Below are 18,095 nucleotides of genomic sequence, written 5' to 3'. Positions count from 1 at the left end.
TCGTGACACGTCCCTCGTTCAAATGCTTAGTTAGCAGTAGACGAGGTGGTCGTGCTGTCGGGCATGGTGGTTGTCATGTCCGTATCGGCTTCGGCAGCCTGCTGATCCAGTGTCTTGAAGGCCGGTGCGGCTTCCAGGGATTCGGCAGTTTCAACCGTGGTCAGACGAACATCGTTGTTTTCGTCATGCGTCACATCGATCTTGGCCATTGGAACAGCGACATCCTTTTCACCGATGCCGAGGAAGCCACCGACGCCGATCACGGCTGCGGCAACCTTGCCGTCTTCACCGATAATCAGGTCGTTGATATCACCGATGCTTTCGTCCTTGCCGTTATAGACGGACGAGCCGATGAATTCGTTGGCGCTGACCTGGTTTTCGGCCTGTTCGGTCAGATATGTGTCTGTTGTCGCAGACGCGTCAGCCGACATATCGACCTTGGGAGCAACGTCCTTGTTCATCGTATCGGTCGAAGGGTTTACACCCGTTGCCGATGGAGCTTCCACAGCTGGTGTAGCCGGGTCGACTGTTGCGTCCTGTGCGAGGGCAAACGGTGCTGCTGCACTGGCAAACAGGGCGGTGGCGGCGAGCAGATTAATAGACTTCTTCATAACAGATTCCTTTCCTCTCTCGTGAACATCTGGCGGGACGCTGATTGTCCAATCCCACCGTTGTGGTTCGGGGGGTAAATGGCGAAGGCGGGCAGATCGTTCCGGAAAAGGCGCCAACTATATTTTTTCGAAGAACAGGAACCTTGGATTGCGGTTTGCGTTTGGCCGGCCGCCATTAATGGGCGCACCTCGCTTTGAAAAAGACCCCCGTCTGCTGGCCGGTGGTCCACAACTTGTGCGCCACCGCGGTATCGCCCCGCAGCTGCATAGTCTTGAATTTACGCTGATAAATATGGCTTATGTTTCGAGTTTCGTTTTGATTGACCATGCAGTCAACGCGGAACACGCTGCGTGTCGCGTCGCTTGCCTATTGCGCGCTATGAGAGTGATCCAATTTTGATCAATCTGTGCAACGTGACTAGACGATAGGCATTTTTTGCGGATATGATGTATTGAGTTGTTCAAACCTAGAATTTTTACGATATGTCATATTTCTGACAGCGGGATCGTGGGGCGGGCAATTTTTATTGAGTATGTGGTATCTATTTAATTTATATTTTTATTGTATTCGGCTGAAGTTATTCAGTTCTCCCAGATCCGTGAACTTACCCATGACGGAAAACATAATTTTCATCATTGGTAATAGCTGACGTCATTAATAACAGTATTGGCTTTCAGGGGAATAGATTTGAATTTTCTTCTTTGGCCCTTGTGAAGAAAAGTGCATTATGACGCCAGCAGAACAAAATAATTCGGAGAGCTTTGTAACGCGCATGCTCACTGAGTTGCACTCGTACAAGACGCAATTCGATGTATTCCGCTTTATGAAGCGACTAACCGATAGCGTCGGTGCGCGAGCATTCATGGTCTTCAACATACCGCACGCAACGTCGGTTGATCTTTCCAGTAGCTCGATCATCACCAACTGGCCGGCTGAGCTCTTGTCGAGCTATGACCAGTCGCGCTTGCTGGCGAATAGTCCTGTCATCGAGCATATCCGGGTGTCGACGGTACCGCTCGCCTTTGATTTCGACGTTGACTACACCAACAAGTTTTCGGTGCCGGTCGAATCCGTGCGGGACCTCTTTGTCCGTTTTAACATGTATCGCGGGACCTATTTTCCGGTTCATGATGCAACAGGAACGCGTGGGGCTGTCGCTTTTACCGGGGACAGGAAGCCATTCACTCAACAAGAAACGATCGAACTCTATTATCTCTCCGCCCATGTGTTCAATCGCCTGGCCGATATCCGCGATCTGGACAATCGCGCGACGGAAACCTTGACCGATCGGGAGATAGATTGCCTCAACTGGACGGCGGCCGGAAAGACAAGTGTGGAAATCGCCGAAATATTGGGGCTCTCGGAGCACACCATCAATCACTATCTCAATCGCGCGACCAAGAAGCTCGATACGGTCAATCGAACCCAGGCTGTCGCCAAGGCCCTGCGCATCGGGCTCATCAAGTAGCAGTCGCGGTGCATTCGGTTTGACGAGACACGCGAGTGGCCCCCGGCGTTCATCCCCTCCGCTTCTCGTCCGGTACTGCAAAGCAGCCGGAAGCCGCCTAAAACATGTTCAGGGCTGCGTCGCATCTATACGCACTGCACAATTATTCATCGTGTGCACGTCGGCGCAAGGTTCTGCCCAATCAGACAATGTTGGCGGAAGTAACTGAAAAACAAGACGAATAAGCCGACCTGCCAAACTGGCACACATTCTGCATATCCTAAGGTAAGTCCAGAGGGGACTATGTAGAAGCGTCCATCTAAGGTCGCTCGAGACAAAGTCGCCAAGCCGCTCTCTTGCGCATTGCGTTGATGAGATCAGGCTTGGCGGCTTTTTCATTTTTAGCGTGGTAATTCACCACAACATGCGTCGGTGCTTCAATTTGCCTGCCACTCGCAGTCCCGTGGTTGGGCCACCCCGGGCGGTTAAAGGGTTTTTCACATTTTTCCGACACGATTCCGGAAAAGATGGAAGAGGCACTAGAAATGGCAGCGCGTGAATGTCTGGAGCTGTCGGTTGTAGCGCCGTGCTACAACGAAGAGGACGGTCTGGTAGAGTTTTGCCGCCGCGCGTTGGCGGCTGCGGCTGCCGCCTCGACCGATGGCGCCTACGAGCTAGTGCTGATCGATGATGGATCCAGCGACAGCACCTGGTCTTTGATCAGCGAGCAGGCGTCCCTGCACCCCCAGATCGTTGGTATCAGGCTTATGCGCAACCATGGTCACCAGTTGGCTGCCTCTGCCGGGCTTGCACATGCTCGTGGTAACCGTGTGCTCTTGATCGATGCTGACCTTCAGGATCCGCCCGAGCTGCTTTTGCTGATGATGCCGATCATGGATGGTGGGGCAGACGTTGTTTATGGCCAGCGCGCGGTGCGCAGAGGCGAAACCTGGTTTAAGCGTGCAACGGCAAGCGCCTTTTACCGAATGCTATCCTGGTTGTCGGAGACGGATATTCCAAAGGACGCCGGCGACTTTCGTCTGATGAGCCGTCGTGTGGTTGATGTGGTCCTGTCAATGCCAGAACGGGATCGGTTTCTGCGCGGTCTTGTCAGTTGGGTCGGCGGACGCCAAGTGCCGGTAATCTACGAACGCGATGCGCGTTTTGCCGGTGACAGCCATTACCCGCTGCGCAAGATGCTGCGCCTCGCGCTGGATGCCGTCACCTCATTTTCCACCAAGCCATTAAGGATCGCGTCCTGGTGTGGTGTCGTGACCGCAGCTTTTGCAATGCTGCTTTTGGCATACACGCTATGGCAATGGATCAGCGGCGCAACCGTGTCAGGCTGGGCGAGCCTTATGGTCGTACTGACAACCTTCAGCGCCGTCCAGTTGCTCACCCTCGGTATACTGGGTGAATATCTCGGGCGTCTGGTACAGCAAACAAAGGCAAGGCCCTTATATCTGGTCGACGAAATCGTCTGCCACAACGAGGTGACGACAAATCCCCGTGACGCAACAGAGAAACCCAATACGGTACAATCTACCCGGACGGCAGGGGCACGGTCCGCTGATTTGCCGCGTGCCGCGTCGAAGTGATTGGCGGCGGATGTCAGTGCGACTTTTGTTGAGTTGGCTTCGAGGCAAAGTCTTTTTCAAATATGCGTTGACCGGCATTTTGAACACACTGATTGATCTTGCTATCTTCTCGGTTCTGTTGGCTTTTGGCGCTTCGGCCCAGCTGGCAAACATCATCGGTTTTCTGTCTGGCGCAACAAATAGCTATGTTTTGAACCGCAATTTTACATTCGCTGTCGGTGGTGGACTGACCAGACGAAGCGAGCTTTCGCGAGTCCTCGCCTTTCTGATTGTCACGCTGATCGGTACCGCAATTTCATTCCTGACATTTTTTATACTTGATCCGTTGATCGGACACTTCGGTGCCAAATTACTGTCGATCCTGACTGTGTTGTGGGTGGGGTTCGCACTCAATCGGTTCTTTGTATTTCGTACAGCCGACTGAAATGGCTGATGCGCCTGCTAAGCAACGGATCCGGGGAATTGGAAATGACCGAATGTGCACAAGACCATCAGTCGAAAATGTTCACCATTCTGTCGATTATCGTTTTCGTTATCTGCGCGGCACTTTTGGTGGCTGTGGTCGATATTCCACCCGTACTGGACTATCCAAATCACTATGCGCGCATTTGGCTGCTGTCCGGCGGTATTGGCGAGGCGCCGCTTTCCTCGATCTATGAGCTCGACTGGAGCCGGACATCAACCAATATCGGCATCGACCTGATCGCCTGGAAGCTTGGGCCGGTATTGGGGGCCGTTGCGATCGCCAAATCGGCTTTGTTCCTGGCAATAGTCATGCCGCCCTTGGGCGCGGCGCTCTTGAACCGCTATCTTCTTGGCGCGTGGCACCCCTGGCAGGTTGCCATTTTTTTCTTTGCCTGGTGCGCCACCATGATCGGTGGCTTCATGAATTTCCAGATCGGGATCGGCCTGGCGTTGCTCTTCGCCATCGCCGACGCGTGTCTTCACAAAAGAACTTGGGTTTTGCAGTTCGGCTGGCGAGTATGTGCCACTACCATCCTTTATTATGACCATGCCTTTGCCGCTGCCTTCTTTCTGCTTGTCGTCGTTGCTCTTGAATTCTCTGCACGGTTTACGCCCTTTCAGGATCGTCATGCGTTCTGGAACTTTTGTCGAAGGGCGATGATGGCGACAATGGCGTGGGGCGCGGCCTTGATTGCGATTGCCTGCCTTCAGGAAGGAAAGGGGACCGTCCCGGGCGAAGACTTTCATGCGATGTGGAATGATCGAATGGTGTCGCAGGTGTGGAACCTGCTATCAGCCATTTGGTCGTATACCTTGATCGTCGATGTCCTGTTCTTGATTGGTTTACTCGTCGTCCAGAGTATATTACGGAAAAATGGTTACAGACTGCATGCCGGTCTGCTGATCGCCACCGCCCTTCTTGTGGTGCTGTCGATTGCGTCGCCACGGAGCGCTTTCGGGACTGGCTGGATCAGTTGGCGTTTTCCAATCATGGCAGCACTTGCTGCAACGGCTATGTTTTTGCCATCCCATTTGCAGCGGCGCAGCCCATCAATTGTGCTGTGTCTTATCATAGTCATGACAGTCTTTGGGCGGTTCGCCTGGATCAGCTACAATTGGGTGGCGTATCAGCCGACTGTCGCGCATGTCCGGGACCTCTTGGTCCAGATCCCGCCGGGGTCAGCAGTTTTGCAAGTCGGTCACGTATTTAAGGAGCGTTCTTCTCAAGCGCCGGCTTTTGAACGGATGAGCTGGTATGATGATACCTATCGTCATTTGGCGACGCTTGCCGTCCCGATTGCGCGCTCATTCGTGCCAACAGTCTTTACTGCCAAAGGCAAACAGCCGCTGATGGTCACGCCGCATTGGCGATCTATCGACGTACCCGAGGATAACCTGATCTCGACATCCACATTGATCTGCATCCCACCCGAAAAGTTCGAAGGCGGATATCGAAACTACTTGGCTGACTGGCGGAACCGGTTTGATTACGTGCTGCTGTTGAACGCCGATCAGCCGGACAAAATCGCCGGAATGGACTTGATCGGTGGCTTGGACCTTGTAGACGGAAGCGGCTTTGCCCAACTTTACAGGGTGGACAGAGGCTGGCGTGCGGATATCGGTGACCTCAGGCCTGCCTATTGCGACGCCGCCGAGCCTTGGCAGTGACGAAAGTCGGTGTTAGGCCGTGATTCTGCAGGATGCTCAACAGGCGTCTGTCGCGTATGAAATGTGTTAGGACGGGGTACAAAAATTATGACGGCTGTTACCAGAGAACAGGTTCTCGAAACGCTGAAGACCATTCGCGGGCCGGATCTGGAAGGCAATGTCGTCGATCTGGGCATGGTCTCGGATATTTTCATCTCCGATGCCAAGGCATATTTTTCGATTACGGTCCCTGCCGATCGTGCCAATTCGCTTGAGCCTCTGCGTGAGGCCGCCGAACGGGCGGTCAAGGCGATCCCCGGCATCAAGGGGGCGCTGGTGTCCTTGACGGCAGAAAAAAAGGCGGGTGCGCCCAATCCCACGCCCCAACCGGCGCGGCCTGCAGCAAAACCGTCTGCGGCACCGGCGCATGGCCATTCCCATGGACCGGCTTCAGGCAGCCGCCCGGCCAAGACCGATATCCCCGGCATCGGCGCCATCGTGGCCGTTGCGTCCGGCAAGGGTGGCGTTGGCAAGTCGACGACAGCAGTCAATCTGGCGCTGGGCTTCAAGGCCAACGGTCTGCGTGTCGGCATTCTCGATGCCGATGTCTACGGTCCTTCCCTGCCGCGCCTCATGGGCATTACCGGCAAGCCGAGCCAGATCGAAAACCGCATCATCGTGCCCATGGAAAACTACGGCATCAAGGTCATGTCCATGGGCTTTCTGGTGGATGAAGCGACCGCCATGATCTGGCGCGGACCGATGGTGCAGTCGGCACTCATGCAGATGCTGCGAGAAGTGGCCTGGGGCGATCTCGACGTTCTGGTCGTCGATATGCCGCCGGGCACCGGCGATGCGCAGTTGACCATGGCCCAGCAGGTGCCGCTGACCGGTGCCGTGGTGGTGTCCACGCCACAGGACCTGGCCCTCATCGATGCGCGCAAGGGCATCACCATGTTCAACAAGGTCGAGGTGCCTGTTCTCGGCATCGTCGAGAATATGAGCTATTTCATCGCGCCCGATACCGGAAATCGATACGATATCTTCGGTCATGGAGGCGCAAAGGCCGAGGCCGAGCGCATCGGCGTTCCCTTCCTGGGCGAGGTGCCTCTGACCATTTCGATCCGTGAGACGTCGGATGCAGGCACGCCTGTCGTGGTATCGGAACCCGATGGTCCGCAGGCCAAGGTTTATCGCGACATTGCCGAAAAAGTCTGGCAGCAGGTCAGCGCGAAATCGCCGCGGTCGGCACCCAATATTGTCTTTGAGTAACGGGATATCGGCTTGCTGATCGACATAGATCAGCGACTTATTGAATAATCCCGACCGATGACCATATCTTCGATGTGCGCCTGGAACGACGCGCCAACTGCGGGCCCCTCTGGCGGGAAATTTCGGCTTTCCCGTGATGTCGGAGTTGTTGTTTCGTAATCCGCCGGTGGATTTATTCCTCCATGTACGCGCTCTCTGCTGATTTTATGGGGCAGCCACTGTGGATGTGGCTGGGCTACCTTACCTTCGTATTCGTTCTGCTTTCCTTCGATCTCTGGTTCCTCAGCCGCAAGGGCAGGGACATCGATATCAAGCAGAGTATGCGCCTTTCAGCTTTCTATATCTCGATGGGCCTTGCCTTTGCCGTCTTCATCTGGTGGCGTCTGGGCGGCGACGCGGCGGTCCTTTACCTCACAGGCTATGTGGTCGAAGAGAGCCTCTCGCTCGACAACATCTTCGTCATCGCCCTGATTTTCGGTTATTTCCAGATCCCGCAAAGTCATCAGCATCGCGCGCTCGTTTACGGCATCATCGGTGTCGTCCTGCTGCGCGGCCTGATGATCGGTGCCGGCACCGCCATGGTCGATCGCTTCCACTGGGTGCTTTACGTCTTTGCTGCCTTTCTGGTTTATACCGGCATCAGGATGCTGTTGTCGGCAGATGACCAATTCGACGTATCGAATGCCAGTCTGCTGCGTTTCCTGCATCGCCATCTGCCACTGACGACAGAGCTTCACGGCGATCGCTTCTTTGTTCGAGAGCCAAAGACAGGTGCCGAAAAGGCCGGATATTTGGCAACGCCCCTGTTTTTGGCGCTGGTCATGGTGGAGTTCGCAGATGTGATCTTTGCCGTCGACAGCGTGCCGGCGATCTTCTCGATCACCACCGAGCCCTATATCGTCTTCACCTCCAACATTTCTGCCATTCTTGGCCTTCGTGCGCTCTATTTCGCACTGTCGGCCATGCTGGAACGGTTCTCCCTTCTCAAATACTCGCTGTCTGCCGTGCTGGTCTTTATCGGCGGAAAGATCCTGATCGGTGAGATGATGGGACTTGGCAAAATGCCGGATCTCTGGTCGCTGGCGATCAGCGTCGCCATTCTGGCTGCAGGCGTCGTCGCATCGCTGGCGTTGACCAAAACGCCTAATACGCAATAAAGAGCCTCCGAAACAGGATCTGCATCGTGATCAACGTTTACCATCAGGATGGCACGGCCAAGGCCTTGCAGATGTCGCAGCCGCCTCAGGTGCTGGCCGATAATGTCGTATGGCTCGACCTTCTTAATCCCGACAAGGGCGAAGAACATCTCGCTGAAACGCTGCTGGGCATCGAACTTCCGACGCGCGACGAGTTGAAGGATATCGAGCCCTCCAGCAGGCTTTATATCGAAGCCGAGGCTGTCTTCATGACAGCATCGCTCGTTTGCAAGGCCGAAAGCGAACTGCCGCAACTGGCCGATATCGCCTTCATTCTGGCGGGCAATCGGCTGGTCACCATTCGCTATGCCGAACCAAAGGCCTTCACCTTGTTCGTGGCCGCGATGCAGCGCAATGGCGGCAAATGTCGATCGGGTGTCGAGGTTCTGGCACGCCTGATGGAGACTGTGGTTGACCGCACCGCGGAAGTGCTGGAACTGGCTGTGTCCCGCATCGACGACCTGTCCACAAATGTATTCGTGGATCGCAAGGCGGCCAAGCGTCGCCCTCCACGCTTTCTCGAAGACAAGCTTCTCGACATTGCCAGTCACCACCGGCTGGTGAGCAAGGCACGCGAGAGCCTGATCACGCTGGAGCGGCTGGCGACCTTCATGCGGGCGCTGCCACAGATCAAGAAGGACAAGGACGCCTCTGATCTCTGTCGTATCATTGCGCGCGATGTACAGTCACTGTCCGAACACGCAGCCTTTATCGCCAACAATATCACCTTCCTGCTCGATGCATCGCTTGGTCTGATCAATGTCGAGCAGAATGCCATCATCAAGATCCTGTCGATTGCCTCGGTGGTCTTCCTGCCGCCAACCCTTGTGGCATCGATCTACGGCATGAACTTTGAGTTCATGCCGGAGCTGCACTGGAACTACGGCTATGCTGCCGCGTTGCTGGGCATGCTCGTCTCTGCCATCGTCCCCTTTGTCTTTTTCCGCTGGAAAGGCTGGCTCTAGCAGCCAGGGTCACCCATGTCCCAACCTTCATCCGTTGAAACCGCGCACCCGCGTGCGCCCAGTCTTTTCGCGCTCACGCTCGGCTCCGTCGGTGTCGTTTATGGCGATATCGGTACAAGCCCGCTCTATGCCTTTCGCGAGGCACTAAAGCCGATCAGCGCAGACGGTATCGACAGGCCGGAAATCATTGGCCTCATTTCGCTGATGATCTGGGCGCTGACCATCATCGTCACCATCAAATATGTGCTCTTCCTGCTGCGTGCCGACAACGAAGGCGAGGGCGGCACGCTGTCGCTGCTGGCGCTTTTGATGAAGAATTCCGACCGATACATATCCGTCCTCACCATGATGGGCCTGGTCGGCGCGGCACTCTTTCTCGGCGATGCGATGATCACGCCGGCTCTGTCGGTCCTGTCGGCAGTCGAAGGCGTCAAGCTCGTGGCGCCAGGGCTGTCGGATTATGTCCTGCCGATTACGATCGGCATCTTGATCGGCCTGTTCCTGTTCCAGGTGCGCGGTACCGGAGCCGTCTCGGCATTCTTCGGACCGATTACGCTCGTCTGGTTCGTCGTCATGGCGCTTGGCGGCATCGTGCATATTTCCGATGATTTCGGCATCCTGTCGGCCTTCAATCCCTGGTATGCCGTGGCATTCCTGATGGAAGACGGATTTCTGGGTTTTGTCGTTCTGGGGGCGGTCTTCCTGACAGTCACCGGTGCCGAGGCGCTATATGCCGATCTTGGCCATTTCGGCCGCAAGCCGATTCAGCTCGCCTGGTTCATCATCGTCTTTCCGGCACTCGTGCTCAATTATCTGGGGCAGGGCGCTCTGGTCTTGAAAGACCCTTCCGCCGCCAGCAATCCGTTTTTCCTGATGTTTCCCGATTGGGCGCTGTTTCCGGTCGTGATCCTGGCAACGGCTGCGACCATCATTGCCAGCCAGGCCGTCATCACAGGCGCATTTTCGCTCGTGCGCCAGGCCATCAACCTTGGTTTCCTGCCACGCATGCAGATCCTTTTCACATCCGAGACCCATACCGGCCAGATCTATCTGCCGTCGGTCAATCTCATGCTGCTGATCGGCGTGCTGTCGCTGGTGTTGCTGTTCCAGACATCCGATGCGCTGGCCACCGCCTATGGCATCTCGGTCACCGGTGCCATGGTGGTCACCACTATCATGGCATTTGAATTCCTGCGCACCCGCTGGAAGTGGCCGGCTTTCGCCGCCGTGCTGGTGTTGTTGCCGCTTCTGGTGCTCGAACTGGTTTTCCTTGGCGCGAACGCCATGAAGATCATGGATGGTGGCTGGGTGCCGGTGCTCTTTGCCATTGGCTTCACTGTCATCATGTGGACCTGGCGACGCGGCTCTGACCTGTTGTTTGAAAAAACCAGGCATGCCGACATTCCGCTCGACAGCTTTATCGCTTCGATCGAGAAGAAGAGTGAGCATGCTCCAGTCCAGGTGCCCGGAACCGCGATCTTCCTGACATCCGATCCGCAAACGGCCCCCGCGGCACTGCTGCACAATCTCAAGCACAATCATGTTTTGCACGAGCGCAACATCATCTTGACCATCAAGACGGTGAACCGTCCGCGCGCCACCGAGAGCGAACGCTTCATCGCCGAGAGTATTTCTCCGCGTTTCAGCAAGGTGGAATTGCGCTTCGGATTCATGGAGAGCCAGAATGTCTCGCAGGCACTCGCCAAGGTGCGCAAGAACGGACTGAAGTTCGACATCATGTCGACCTCCTTCTATCTTGGGCGTCGCAAGCTGGTGCCGGATGCAAAGAGCGGCATGCCCTATTGGCAGGACAAGGTCTTCATCGTGCTGGCCAATGCGGCTGCAGATCCGTCGGATTACTTCCGTCTGCCGACCAATCGCGTGGTGGAACTGGGATCGCATGTGATCATTTGACCGACCTGCAAAACCGACCGTAACGCGCATTTCAAGCACTCGGATCACGCTATTGCGAGATTTCGTTAGGGTTGCGTGCATTAGAGTTAACCAATCATCAAGGTTAACAAGGCATCTTTTTCGCATGTAACCGATGTCGCGTATGGAGTGCCGGTTTTGCGTTCGAGTAAGCCTGTGTCTAAGTCGTCCCGTGTCCGCCGCCGGGACTGGGTATCCCCTCTGGTCTTTGGCTGTCTTGCCTGGCTGGCCCTTCCCAACGACGCTGCACGCGGCGATTTGGCCGGCCTTCTGGCCGGCGAAGATAGTGGCCAGCAATGGCGCATGGTCCTGACCCCGTCACCGGCGGGGTCCGTCCATACCGCCGAATTGGCCTTTGCCGGTTCGACCGGTCCTGCGGCCTTTTCGGGCGATGCCGGACTGATCATGCCGGACGGGCGCAAGATGGCCTTCGTCGATCTTGAAAAGGATGCGGTGGACACACCGGACGAAGATCGCGTCACCCGCACTCAGAAAAAATCGCGTGTTGTCACCGTCGAGCCCATGCAGCCACCCAAGGCTTTTACGGCGGGCTCGGTCCTGCAGCGTACCAGCATGCTGTTTACGCCGAAGAAAGATGGTGCTGAACAGGCGGCCTTTACCCGGGACAAGCCCAAGAACCTCAAGCTCGCAAGCTTCTACTACCGCAAATCCGACAAGAAGGCGGATCCGGGCGTGCCGACCATGCTGGCCGGCCTCGTGACCAACCGCAAGGCCGATATACTTGCGACCGCCTATGCGCCGCCTGAACCCGATTACGCAAGGGTCTCCCCTTTCGATGCCATTTTGGCAAAGCCGGACGCGGGCCGCTTCGTGCCGCAAATCGCACCCGACGACCACGCCTGGGCCGCCGCCGTGCTGCCGCCTGAGGTGTTTTCTGCCAAGGAGCAGCAATGTCTGGCATCGGGTGTCTATTTTGAGGCCCGCGGCGAATCGGTAAAGGGACAGGCAGCCGTTGCCCAGGTCATTCTCAACCGCGTCCGCAACCCGTCCTATCCGGATACGATCTGCGGTGTTGTCTACCAGAACCAGGATTGGCGCAATCGCTGCCAGTTTTCCTTTGCCTGCGACCGCATAAAGGACCGTATCAATTCGCAGTCGCACTGGAAGGTCGCGCGTGATGTGGCCATGGCGGTGACGGCTGGAAAGATCTGGCTTGATGAGGTTGGCTCTGCCACTCACTATCATGCCGTCTATGTCCGGCCTGCATGGGCACGCACCATGAAGAAGGTCGGCCGCATCGGTCTCCACGTTTTCTATCGCACCTATGGCGGCGGCTGGAGCTGAGGCACACGCCCCATTGGCCTTTCGCACGCAATGCGACAGCGATTCCCCGGCGTCGCTTTAACGGGGAATCGTCACATGCGACTTAAGTCTATGATTTCCCGGTAAAATTTAGTTCATTCACAACCCGATTCCACGCCTTGACTATGCGGGCACTCAAAATTATGGTGCGCGCGACTTCAAAGCGGGCCCGAGGAAGGCGTTACTCAGCCGATTGCATATCCGCAAAAGCCGTTTAGGCTCGCGATACGGCGCAAATCGGACGGAGGATGTCATGGCCAAGGACCGGGAAGAAAGTCTGGAAGAACGCCGCAAGCGACTGGGGGCCGAATTGGCAGAAGTCCGCACTGAGGCGACGGAAGACGGGGAGAGGGAAGTTCGGGCAGAGCAAAGCCGTAAAGGTTATGCACAGGCCATGAAGCTTTCCAGTGAATTCATCTCCGCAATCGTCGTTGGCGCCATTCTGGGCTATCTCTTCGACCGTTTTGTCGGTACAGCGCCATGGGGCATGATTGTTTTGCTGCTTCTGGGCTTTTGTGCCGGTGTATTGAACGTACTTCGCTCCGCTGGCGCCGTGGCCTCGCCACATCCGGCGGATCGTGACGTAGGTAAAGACAGCTCGAATGGGAACGGCAAGGCCTGAACCTGATCGAACAATTCAAATTCCGCGTTTCAGCGGCAAAGCGAGAGATTAAAGACGGTGTCAAACGATCCGACTCATCAGTTCCTGATCAACAAGATTGTCCCGATCGAAATCGGCGGAATTGATTTTTCGTTCACGAACGCGTCACTCTTCATGGTCGCGACCGTGGCTGCCGCATCAGGCTTTCTGTATTTCTCGACATCGAATCGTGGCCTGATCCCGGGCCGCATGCAGTCGGTTGCCGAGATGTCTTACGAATTCATCGCCTCCATGTTGCGTGAAGGTGCAGGCAGCGCGGGGATGAAGTTCTTCCCCATGGTGTTCTCGCTGTTCATGTTTGTGTTGACGGCGAACCTTCTGGGCATGTTCCCGTACTTCTTTACGGTGACCAGCCAGATCATCGTCACCTTTGCCCTTGCTCTCTTCGTCATCGGCACGGTTCTGGTCTACGGTTTCTGGAAACACGGACTGCACTTCCTGCAGCTCTTTGTTCCGCAGGGCGTCCCCGGCATGCTGTTGCCGCTGGTGGTGACGATTGAAATCATTTCCTTCCTGTCGCGTCCGATCTCGCTGTCCGTCCGTCTGTTTGCCAACATGCTGGCCGGCCACATCACGCTCAAGGTCTTTTCAGGCTTCGTCGCATCGCTTGGAGCGCTTGGCGCGCTCGGTATCGGTGGCGCAATCCTGCCTCTCATCATGACCGTCGCTTTGACCGGTCTCGAGTTCCTCGTTGCCTTCCTTCAGGCTTACGTCTTTGCGGTACTGACTTGCATGTATCTCAACGACGCGATCCATCCCGGCGGGCACTAAGGATAATCCACATTGGCGTCCTGAGGCGTCAGTCTACAGCCGCAACAACCCATTCAAGGAGTTTTCACATGGAAGCGGAAGCAGCAAAGTACATCGGCGCAGGTCTGGCTTGCTTTGGTATGGCCGGCACGGCTCTCGGCCTCGGCAACATCTTCGGCAACTATCTGTCGGGCGCACTGCGCAACCCGTCTGCCGCTGACAGCCAGTTCGGCCGTCTGGTATTCGGCTTCGCCGTTACGGAAGCTCTGGGCATCTTCTCGCTGCTCATCGCTCTCCTTCTCCTTTTCGCCGTTTAATTTCGGTCGGAGATCGGGATCACGGCCGGGCCATATGGCCCGCCGTGATCTCTTGCATTAGGAGTACACCTGGAGGTGAGCATGTTTGTGACCCCCGCCTTTGCCCAGGAAACTGCGGTAGAGGACCATAACACGGAGACCGGTGTCGCCCACGAGCAGGGACACGGCGGTGGCGCTTTCCCGCCATTCGACCAGACCACGTTTCCGTCCCAGCTGCTTTGGCTGGTGATTACATTCGGCCTCTTCTACATGCTCATGCAGAAGGTCATCGTGCCGCGCGTGGGTGGTATTCTGGAAAGCCGTCATGATCGCATTGCGCAGGACCTCGACGAAGCCGCACGGCTGAAATCGGAAGCCGATGCAGCGATTGAGACCTATGAGCGTGAATTGACCCAGGCCAAGGCCAAGGGAAATGAAATCGCCTCGACTGCACGTGCAGCTGCCAAGGCCAAGGCCGACGCGGAACGCACGGCACTGGAAGCTGAACTCAACGCCAAGCTTGCGGCAGCCGAAGCCAATATCGGTGAGATCAAGACCAAGGCTCTTGCCGAAGTCGATGAGATCGCCAGCGAAACGGTATCGGCCATTGTCGAGCAGCTCATTGGCGCCAAGGCCACCAAGGCGGACGTCAAGTCTGCCCTGACAGCATCCACCAAGGAGGCATGATCATGGCATTGGACGCAACATTATTCGCTCTTGTCGGCCTGATTCTCTTCTTCGCGCTGATCGTTTATCTCAAGGTGCCGGGCATGCTCGGCAAGGCGCTTGATGAACGCTCCGACAAGATCCGTGAAGATCTGGCCGAAGCCAAGCGCCTGCGTGAAGAGGCTCAGCATCTGCTGGCCGAATATCAGCGCAAGCGCAAGGAAGCAGAAGCGGAAGCTGCAAGCATCGTTGCCGCTGCAGAGCGCGAGGCTGCAGCTTTGGCTGCCGAAGCCAAGCAAAAGACCGACGAGTTCGTGGAACGCCGTACTGCGCTTTCCGAACAGAAGATCAAACAGGCTGAAGTCGATGCGGTTAACGCCGTTCGCTCCGCGGCCGTCGATCTGGCCATTGCGGCTGCTGAAAAGGTTCTCGAAAAGAAAACCGATGAAGCTGTGCAGGCCAAGCTGTTCAAGGACGCTGTCGGACAGGTCAAGTCACGTCTCAACTGAGAATGCGACCATACCCTTTGAACGAGGCCGGGTTTTGCCCGGCCTTTTTCGTTTGTGCTGTCGACTGTGTTGCACAGACAATTGCAGCGATGTTGGAGGGGTAGGGGCCGGATCTCAATCCAGATCGCTGCGGAATGTTTTAAAGCTCAGGCGATGCAGCGGACAGGGGCCATGCTCGACGATCGCGCTGCGGTGTTTCGCAGTGCCATAACCGGCATGGATCTCGAAACCATAGGCAGTGTGGACCGTGCCGGCCCTTTCCATCATCCGGTCACGGCTGACCTTGGCAATGATGGATGCGGCCGCAATCGAGACACAGCGTCCGTCGCCCTTGATCACGGCTGTTCCCGGGCAGTTGAGGCCCGGCGGCACATCTCGTCCGTCGGTGAGCACGTGCGCGGCTCTCAATTCAAGACCGGCGACGGCGCGTCGCATGGCATCGAGGCTTGCCTTGCGGATATCCGTCTTATCGATCAGTCGCGCGCTGGAGCTTGCGATGGAAACAAAGGCTGTGGCCAGGATTTGCTCAAACAGCTGATCGCGTTTTGCAGCCGACAGTTTCTTGGAATCGTTCAGCCCGTCCGGAATATTGTCGGGGTCGAGAATGACGGCAGCTGCGACCACCGGGCCGGCCAGCGGCCCGCGCCCGGCCTCGTCCGTTCCGGCAACGGGCCAGACGCCTTGCCGCCTGAGCGCAAGTTCCATGGAAAAATCAGGCCCTTTGCTCAGGTCCTGAAAGAGTGTGGGAGAATCGGGCGGCGCGCGACGTTTCATGCGGCAGAAGTCGCACGCCGACCCGATTTCCTGCAAGCCCCCGATTGGCGCGTAAAGGGGATAAAAAACGCGCCAGGCGGCAGTCCGGGGGCATTTTCCAGCACATGGCGGTGCGCCGGAACCTCAAGGCGTCAGCGCAGGCTGACAGCCAATCTCAAAGAAGCGACAACTGCACACCGCCGCCAGCCGGCGGAATGAACAGGTCATCGCGCAGGTGAATGCTGCGGCGGGTCATCTTCAGCCGTTTCGTCGCCATTTCGAAACGACGGCTGATCTGCCAGGCATAGGGGCCTGCACCTTTCATGCGCTTGCCGAATTCGGCATCGTAATCCTTGCCACCGCGCATGGAGCGCACCAGCGACATCACGTGACGATAGCGGTCCGGATAATGCTGCAGCAACCAGTCCCGAAACAGCGGGCTGACCTCCAGCGGCAGCCGAAGCAGCACATAGCTTGCCTCGGCAGCGCCGGCTGCCTTGCCAGAATCGAGGATACGCTCGATCTCGTGATCGTTGAGGGCCGGAATGATCGGGGCCATCATCACCGCAACCGGAACACCGGCGTCAGACAGGGTCTTGATGGCTTCCAGCCGTTTCGACGGTGTCGAGGCACGCGGTTCCATGGCACGCGACAGCTTGCGGTCGAGCGTGGTCACGGAAATGCCGACCTTCATCAATCCGCGCTCGGCCATGGAGGAGAGAATATCGAGGTCTCTCAGCACCAGAGCGGACTTGGTGACAATCGCCACCGGATGATTGGCCTTGTCCAGCACTTCGAGGATCTGCCGCATGATGCGCCACTCCCGCTCGATCGGCTGATAGGGATCGGTATTGGTGCCGATGGCAATCGTTTTCGGCTTGTAGCCAGGCTTGGACAGTTCCCGCTCCAGAAGCTTTGCCGCATCAGGCTTGGCAAACAGCTTGGCTTCGAAATCCAGTCCCGCCGAAAGCCCCATATAGCTATGGGTCGGTCGGGCGAAGCAGTAGATGCAGCCATGCTCGCATCCGCGATAGGGATTGATCGAGCGATCGAAGGGAATATCGGGCGAATCATTGCGGGTGATGACGGTGCGCGGACGTTCCACCTGGACTTCCGTGCGGAAGGGCGGCATGTCCTCAAGCGTCATCCAGCCATCGTCAAAGGCCACGCGCTCCGTCGGCTCGAAACGCCCGGACGGATTGAGCCCGGCACCACGGCCACGCCGCCGGTCGACCTCGATCCTGAGGCCGGAGGCGGTGACCATGGCATCGGCAATATCTGCCGTGTTCACAGGCTGGAATGCAGCCTGCGTCATATGAGTCAGCTCGTTCATCGAATTCTCCCGTGCGCAACCAGTCGTCCCGCTCAAGTGACTTTATTCCTATCCGTAAAATGAGAACAATGCAAGAACAAACTTCGAAATCCACAGTGGTATTTCGTTGTGCGATGCGGTAAACATAGCGAATGTTGACTGTCATCATGGAGTGCCGCAACCAGGAACCCGAGCTGGCCCAGACCTTGGCAGGTCTTGTCGTCGGCGCGGTGGAGGGCTTGGTAAGCGATGTGATCGTACTGGATCATGGATCCAGCGACGGCTCGTCACGCGTTGCCGATGCGGCTGGCTGCCGCTTTCATGCCGATTGGGACATGAAGGACATCGTGCGTTCGGCGCGGGGCGAGTGGATATTGCTGATCGAGCCCGGTTCGCGTCTGCATGGTCGCTGGATCGAAGAAATCCATGAATATATTGCACTCAACAAGCGCCCTGCGCGCTTTACGGTCGCCCGTCCTTATCGAATGCCATTCTACAAGCGCATTGTGCGCTCCAGTCCGCCACTGGAGCAGGGTTTCCTGCTGACCAAGGACCAGGCATTGACGATTGCAAAGTCTGGCACGGATCTTGGAACGCTGGCACGCGGCCACAAGCCCAAGCAGTTGCTGACCGAGATGATCCCGTCCTGGGTCGCCCGCCGGGGCAGGTCGCTCGCCGGCGCGTGAAGCTT

At 56.8% G+C, this 18,095-nt stretch carries 18 protein-coding genes; 15 read left to right on the top strand and 3 right to left on the bottom strand.

All coding sequences use genetic code 11. The features are described from left to right. Positions 1 to 26: 26 nt before the first annotated feature. Positions 27 to 611, bottom strand: a complete 585-nt coding sequence (locus ACQQ2Q_RS03870; RefSeq protein ID WP_428185701.1) for a PRC-barrel domain-containing protein — start codon at positions 609 to 611, stop codon at positions 27 to 29. A 728-nt stretch (positions 612 to 1,339) separates the two neighbouring features. On the opposite strand from ACQQ2Q_RS03870, the gene ACQQ2Q_RS03865 reads away from it, so the two are divergent. The 14 genes from ACQQ2Q_RS03865 to ACQQ2Q_RS03800 all read left to right on the top strand — a co-directional run bounded on the left by ACQQ2Q_RS03865 (position 1,340) and on the right by ACQQ2Q_RS03800 (position 15,339). After that, positions 1,340 to 2,080 carry a helix-turn-helix transcriptional regulator gene (locus tag ACQQ2Q_RS03865; protein ID WP_428185700.1) on the top strand — a complete coding sequence of 247 codons (741 nt, stop codon included), beginning with the start codon at positions 1,340 to 1,342 and terminating at the stop codon, positions 2,078 to 2,080. A 524-nt stretch (positions 2,081 to 2,604) separates the two neighbouring features. Further along, positions 2,605 to 3,657, top strand: coding sequence for a glycosyltransferase family 2 protein (locus ACQQ2Q_RS03860; protein WP_428185699.1), 1,053 nt, complete (start codon positions 2,605 to 2,607; stop codon positions 3,655 to 3,657). Between the two features lie 10 nt (positions 3,658 to 3,667). Beyond that, positions 3,668 to 4,081, top strand: coding sequence for a GtrA family protein (locus ACQQ2Q_RS03855; RefSeq protein WP_428185698.1), 414 nt, complete (start codon positions 3,668 to 3,670; stop codon positions 4,079 to 4,081). Positions 4,082 to 4,125: 44 nt separating this feature from the next. Then, positions 4,126 to 5,790, top strand: a complete 1,665-nt coding sequence (locus ACQQ2Q_RS03850) for a hypothetical protein (RefSeq protein WP_428185697.1) — start codon at positions 4,126 to 4,128, stop codon at positions 5,788 to 5,790. Between the two features lie 87 nt (positions 5,791 to 5,877). Next, positions 5,878 to 7,041, top strand: coding sequence for an iron-sulfur cluster carrier protein ApbC (apbC, locus tag ACQQ2Q_RS03845; protein WP_428185696.1), 1,164 nt, complete (start codon positions 5,878 to 5,880; stop codon positions 7,039 to 7,041). A gap of 182 nt (positions 7,042 to 7,223) precedes the next feature. Further along, entirely contained in the window at positions 7,224 to 8,198 is a 975-nt protein-coding gene (locus ACQQ2Q_RS03840; RefSeq protein WP_428185695.1) for a TerC family protein, read from the top strand. 26 nt (positions 8,199 to 8,224) lie between these two features. Next, on the top strand, positions 8,225 to 9,202 hold the full coding sequence (locus ACQQ2Q_RS03835; RefSeq protein WP_428185694.1) for a magnesium transporter CorA family protein: 978 nt from the start codon (positions 8,225 to 8,227) through the stop codon (positions 9,200 to 9,202). 15 nt (positions 9,203 to 9,217) lie between these two features. Further along, positions 9,218 to 11,116 (top strand): potassium transporter Kup, encoded by a 1,899-nt coding sequence (locus ACQQ2Q_RS03830; RefSeq protein WP_428185693.1) that lies wholly within the window; start codon positions 9,218 to 9,220, stop codon positions 11,114 to 11,116. 156 nt (positions 11,117 to 11,272) lie between these two features. Beyond that, positions 11,273 to 12,439, top strand: a complete 1,167-nt coding sequence (locus ACQQ2Q_RS03825; protein ID WP_428185692.1) for a cell wall hydrolase — start codon at positions 11,273 to 11,275, stop codon at positions 12,437 to 12,439. 271 nt (positions 12,440 to 12,710) lie between these two features. After that, positions 12,711 to 13,079: an AtpZ/AtpI family protein gene (locus ACQQ2Q_RS03820; protein ID WP_428185691.1), complete on the top strand. Its 369-nt coding sequence runs from the start codon at positions 12,711 to 12,713 to the stop codon at positions 13,077 to 13,079. A 57-nt stretch (positions 13,080 to 13,136) separates the two neighbouring features. Next, positions 13,137 to 13,889, top strand: coding sequence for a F0F1 ATP synthase subunit A (locus tag ACQQ2Q_RS03815; protein WP_428185690.1), 753 nt, complete (start codon positions 13,137 to 13,139; stop codon positions 13,887 to 13,889). A gap of 68 nt (positions 13,890 to 13,957) precedes the next feature. Continuing rightward, positions 13,958 to 14,185 (top strand): F0F1 ATP synthase subunit C, encoded by a 228-nt coding sequence (locus tag ACQQ2Q_RS03810; protein WP_006466154.1) that lies wholly within the window; start codon positions 13,958 to 13,960, stop codon positions 14,183 to 14,185. Positions 14,186 to 14,266: 81 nt separating this feature from the next. Next, positions 14,267 to 14,851, top strand: coding sequence for a F0F1 ATP synthase subunit B (locus ACQQ2Q_RS03805; RefSeq protein WP_428185689.1), 585 nt, complete (start codon positions 14,267 to 14,269; stop codon positions 14,849 to 14,851). Between the two features lie 2 nt (positions 14,852 to 14,853). Beyond that, positions 14,854 to 15,339 (top strand): F0F1 ATP synthase subunit B, encoded by a 486-nt coding sequence (locus ACQQ2Q_RS03800; RefSeq protein ID WP_428185688.1) that lies wholly within the window; start codon positions 14,854 to 14,856, stop codon positions 15,337 to 15,339. Positions 15,340 to 15,453: 114 nt separating this feature from the next. Here ACQQ2Q_RS03800 and ACQQ2Q_RS03795 read toward each other — a convergent pair whose 3' ends face one another. Next, on the bottom strand, positions 15,454 to 16,113 hold the full coding sequence (locus tag ACQQ2Q_RS03795; protein ID WP_428185687.1) for a ribonuclease HII: 660 nt from the start codon (positions 16,111 to 16,113) through the stop codon (positions 15,454 to 15,456). A gap of 154 nt (positions 16,114 to 16,267) precedes the next feature. Beyond that, positions 16,268 to 17,425, bottom strand: a complete 1,158-nt coding sequence (locus ACQQ2Q_RS03790; RefSeq protein WP_428185686.1) for a PA0069 family radical SAM protein — start codon at positions 17,423 to 17,425, stop codon at positions 16,268 to 16,270. A 131-nt stretch (positions 17,426 to 17,556) separates the two neighbouring features. Between ACQQ2Q_RS03790 and ACQQ2Q_RS03785 the strand changes: the two genes are divergently transcribed. Further along, on the top strand, positions 17,557 to 18,090 hold the full coding sequence (locus tag ACQQ2Q_RS03785; RefSeq protein WP_428185685.1) for a glycosyl transferase: 534 nt from the start codon (positions 17,557 to 17,559) through the stop codon (positions 18,088 to 18,090). Positions 18,091 to 18,095: the final 5 nt, after the last annotated feature.

Origin of the sequence: Agrobacterium sp. ES01 (assembly GCF_050320885.1) — a bacterium.
In the GTDB taxonomy this organism is placed as follows: Bacteria; Pseudomonadota; Alphaproteobacteria; order Rhizobiales; family Rhizobiaceae; genus Allorhizobium.
The sequence above is the reverse complement of the archived record's forward strand: the minus strand, read 5'-3'. Positions and strand labels throughout refer to the sequence as shown.

What these genes read in the sequence shown, in the direction of transcription:
- ACQQ2Q_RS03850 (WP_428185697.1), top strand. Translation starts at nt 4,126, where the DNA reads ATGACCGAATGTGCACAAGACCATCAGTCGAAAATGTTCACCATTCTG.
- ACQQ2Q_RS03810 (WP_006466154.1), top strand. Translation starts at nt 13,958, where the DNA reads ATGGAAGCGGAAGCAGCAAAGTACATCGGCGCAGGTCTGGCTTGCTTT.
- apbC (WP_428185696.1), top strand. Translation starts at nt 5,878, where the DNA reads ATGACGGCTGTTACCAGAGAACAGGTTCTCGAAACGCTGAAGACCATT.
- ACQQ2Q_RS03790 (WP_428185686.1), bottom strand. Translation starts at nt 17,425, where the DNA reads ATGAACGAGCTGACTCATATGACGCAGGCTGCATTCCAGCCTGTGAAC.
- ACQQ2Q_RS03855 (WP_428185698.1), top strand. Translation starts at nt 3,668, where the DNA reads ATGTCAGTGCGACTTTTGTTGAGTTGGCTTCGAGGCAAAGTCTTTTTC.
- ACQQ2Q_RS03785 (WP_428185685.1), top strand. Translation starts at nt 17,557, where the DNA reads ATGTTGACTGTCATCATGGAGTGCCGCAACCAGGAACCCGAGCTGGCC.
- ACQQ2Q_RS03865 (WP_428185700.1), top strand. Translation starts at nt 1,340, where the DNA reads ATGACGCCAGCAGAACAAAATAATTCGGAGAGCTTTGTAACGCGCATG.
- ACQQ2Q_RS03840 (WP_428185695.1), top strand. Translation starts at nt 7,224, where the DNA reads ATGTACGCGCTCTCTGCTGATTTTATGGGGCAGCCACTGTGGATGTGG.
- ACQQ2Q_RS03860 (WP_428185699.1), top strand. Translation starts at nt 2,605, where the DNA reads ATGGCAGCGCGTGAATGTCTGGAGCTGTCGGTTGTAGCGCCGTGCTAC.
- ACQQ2Q_RS03800 (WP_428185688.1), top strand. Translation starts at nt 14,854, where the DNA reads ATGGCATTGGACGCAACATTATTCGCTCTTGTCGGCCTGATTCTCTTC.
- ACQQ2Q_RS03870 (WP_428185701.1), bottom strand. Translation starts at nt 611, where the DNA reads ATGAAGAAGTCTATTAATCTGCTCGCCGCCACCGCCCTGTTTGCCAGT.
- ACQQ2Q_RS03795 (WP_428185687.1), bottom strand. Translation starts at nt 16,113, where the DNA reads ATGAAACGTCGCGCGCCGCCCGATTCTCCCACACTCTTTCAGGACCTG.
- ACQQ2Q_RS03820 (WP_428185691.1), top strand. Translation starts at nt 12,711, where the DNA reads ATGGCCAAGGACCGGGAAGAAAGTCTGGAAGAACGCCGCAAGCGACTG.
- ACQQ2Q_RS03830 (WP_428185693.1), top strand. Translation starts at nt 9,218, where the DNA reads ATGTCCCAACCTTCATCCGTTGAAACCGCGCACCCGCGTGCGCCCAGT.
- ACQQ2Q_RS03805 (WP_428185689.1), top strand. Translation starts at nt 14,267, where the DNA reads ATGTTTGTGACCCCCGCCTTTGCCCAGGAAACTGCGGTAGAGGACCAT.